The sequence below is a fragment of the Saprospira grandis DSM 2844 genome (assembly GCF_000275825.1).
Taxonomy (GTDB): Bacteria; Bacteroidota; Bacteroidia; order Chitinophagales; family Saprospiraceae; genus Saprospira; species Saprospira grandis_A.
Window position 1 is genome coordinate 4,412,589 of sequence record NZ_JH719942.1, and the last position, 3,193, is coordinate 4,415,781.

Here is a 3,193-nt window from a genome sequence, read left to right on the forward strand (position 1 = left end):
GACCATCAACATACAATTTCTTCTTGGCCAAGCGATTACCCATGGGGTCATACTCATATTGCAAGACCGAGGGGCCCGGCTTGCCCGCCTCAAAATGAACCTCTTGCACCTTGCCCTGTACGTTCCAGACAATCTCCTCAATCTGCTCCGAGCTATCTCGAACCAAATTGCCGATTTCGTCATATTCATAGTTCTGTGAAGACGTAGCTACGGCCCCATCGTGTCCTGGCTGACTAGTCAAATCGCCCACCGTCGACGCCCCTGCGCCGTCCGTCACATACTGCAATTGGTTGTTATACAACTGCCCGATAGCTTGGCTAGAAACCTCTGGCAATTGTGCAGGATCAACATCATAAGTATAATGATAGCTTAAATCATCTATCTGATTCCCTCCGGCATAACGCGATAAACTCAAGATATTTCCATTCGCATCATAACTATAACTACTCCCATAGTTTTTGGGATTCGCTGGACTATTCAGTCCATCCCGCAACAGTTTATTCCATTGCCCTCCATTATACTCATAGGTATTCGAGGCCATTATCCGATGCAACTGATCATACTGATACGCAGCAGCATAACTACCTGACCCCATCCCCTCTCGAGCCAATTGTGGCAAAGCCGTCTGCATATAAGCGATGTTCCCATTAAACAAGCCAGAAACCCCATCTTTCGATAGAATATCTCCTGACATATTACTCCATGCCGCTCCATCATTCAAAGATGAGCCCCCAATGGGCGTATAAGCCAACTCATTATAGCCCAAGCCATAAGCATATTCATCTCGACTAAACCAGCGATGACGGCCCGTCTCATGACCATCCGCTCCAGGATCTGTCCAAACCGCATTCTTCACCAAGCCATTCACCCCAATTATCCAGCCCTGCAAGCTATAGCGATAATCAGAGCCCAATAGCTCTTCCCCCAACTCCACTCTCGCCAATGGTCCATGCGCATAATAGTAATAACGCGCCTCCTTCTGCCACAAACGACCATCCTCTGAACTATAGGCCAAACGAAGACGATTCTCCGCATCATAGCTGTACTTATGATAAAAAGCATCCGCTTCCCCTGCCTGATAGGCCACTTCCCGAACATTCCCCGACACTAAATCATAGGCATATTCTAGGCTAAAGCCTTTATCTAGATTCTTGACATACTGATCTTTTTTTGGGGCCTGCCGCCTGCGGCGGCCGGGCCCTTGCAGGGCTCGCAGGTCTGCTCGGCCCTGCGCCAGCAAGCTGGCTGGGTCTGCCGCTGCGCGGCACCCTTGCAGGCCCCTAGGCCTGCGGCCCTTCGGGCCTGTAGGATGGATATATATACCTGTAGGTTGAAACCTACAGCAACAAAAGCCGCCATACTAAGCGCAATAAAGATAAATGATCACCTATTTTAAATCTACTTTACTAAATTTTCTATCTTCTACAGAAAATAAATGCCCTAGACCTTTTCCATAAGTATACAAATAAGAAATACTCTCCCAAAGACTTTCTTCATCGCTATTTTCAGGCATACATAATAGAGCTAATCTATTCCACAACACGTCTTTTGAAATATGGTCTCTAAAATTTTCAGGCTGCGATATAAAACTTTCACAAATGGCAATGTAGTTTAAGTATTCATTATGAGTAATCTCATTTTCTAAATACCTTGCGAATATCTCTAGTGGATCAAAGCTAATATTTTCAGTAAACCTTAGAGATGTACCCTCAAATATATATTGTAACACAATTAAATACAGTTCTAGATTTTGCTTTCCTTCTTCTTGAGGCCAAGTAACTTTCACCATAACTACTCTGATTTTGCTTCTTTAATTTTGAAATGGTCTAACATTTTTTCACAACTTTTACAGGCTGGTTTATATTTCCCATGCACACGATTTGCATTCGGGGACTCTCCAATCTGAACAGTTCTAGATTTTGCTCCAGTAACATCTTTCTTTGCATTTAGAGCTTTTTCTATAGCTTTAACTTCAGAACAATTTCCACACCAAGGGGTTTTAGCTCCCTCACGAGAGACTCCAGACAACACCCCTGTCATTTCTTTATTGGGCGGAACATTTTCCCCACTTACAGCATATATCTTTTCTCCTGTTTTCAATGTTAGCTCTGTTGCCGCTCCTTGATTCTGACCACTTTCAAGAGCTTCATCAGCAACTTTTACCAAATCATCAATTGGATCAATAAGTTTTGTCCCATCAGGAACTACTTTGGGTGGTTTCGTTTTAAATCTTACTTTATTTCCCCATGTATAAGGATTCCACCACTTACCTGTTTTAATTGAACCCCTTCCAGCAGCACCTGTACCACTCCCAGCATACTTAGGCGTATTAGTTCCTACTCTAAATTTTGGACCACCCCCAGATACACCTCCAATCATCATCTCAGTCTGAATAACAAAAAATGCATAATTTAGTATAGGTACAACTACATCTTCTGTTAATTCTTGAGCGTATTGACCATCCGTATTTGGAGGTTTTATCGCATAGTTCCATTCTCCACCCTCTCTATAGGCCATTACTGGCTCTCCTACTCCTCCAACCAAAATTGGACTACTATATAAAAAAACATACTCATCATCAGGAGTTTTAAACATTGTTCCATGTTCATACTCTTTGACAGGTGTCCAATCAGCAGGATTACTCTCGGGCTCTGCACCATCTAAATCAATAAATTTAATCGGCTTATTCCCTGCAAACTGATAGGGCGTATACCAAGGATAATCCGGACTCAACGGATCCACACTCAAAAACTTCCCTATACTCGGATTATACAACCTAAAGCCATAATCCTGAATGTTTTGCATTCCCCAATCTCGGTCATCTTCCTTCCCATTAAACCCAAAACGATACACCTCCCCACTCACAAACTTGCGCCCAGGCATTTCCCATCCAAATGGGTAGTATAGGCTTGCCGAAGAAACCTGCGCCAGATAATAATCTGCCTGTCCAGTTTGGCTGCTGTCTTGGCCCAAAGATTTATCGCTGACCGTAGCCAGTACGTTGCCTAAGTGGTTGGAGAGCTCGTAGCGGCGGCGGCCCAGCTCTAGTTGCTGGTAGCTGCTTTGCGCCAAAGCCGTTTTGAGCAGGCTCCCAGCAGGCAAGCCAACGGCCCCCGACTCATCCCGATACCTTAAAGCTAAGGTTTTTTTCAAGATTCCCAAACGGGCCGAGCCATATAAATGCAGCTCCTCT

At 44.4% G+C, this 3,193-nt stretch carries 2 protein-coding genes and 1 pseudogene; all 3 read right to left on the reverse strand.

Annotated elements, in window-relative coordinates; genetic code table 11:
- Positions 1–1,108: pseudogene (locus tag SAPGRDRAFT_RS19600) on the reverse strand (hypothetical protein); the annotation flags it as partial.
- 279 nt (positions 1,109–1,387) lie between these two features.
- Positions 1,388–1,789 (reverse strand): hypothetical protein, encoded by a 402-nt coding sequence (locus SAPGRDRAFT_RS19605; RefSeq protein WP_002661237.1) that lies wholly within the window; start codon positions 1,787–1,789, stop codon positions 1,388–1,390.
- Between the two features lie 2 nt (positions 1,790–1,791).
- Positions 1,792–3,193: RHS repeat domain-containing protein (locus tag SAPGRDRAFT_RS22755; protein WP_002661238.1), on the reverse strand; the 1,402-nt coding region annotated here is incomplete at its 5' end.

Coding starts and splice junctions, on each gene's coding strand:
- SAPGRDRAFT_RS19605 (WP_002661237.1), bottom strand. CDS start 1,789: ATGGTGAAAGTTACTTGGCCTCAAGAAGAAGGAAAGCAAAATCTAGAA.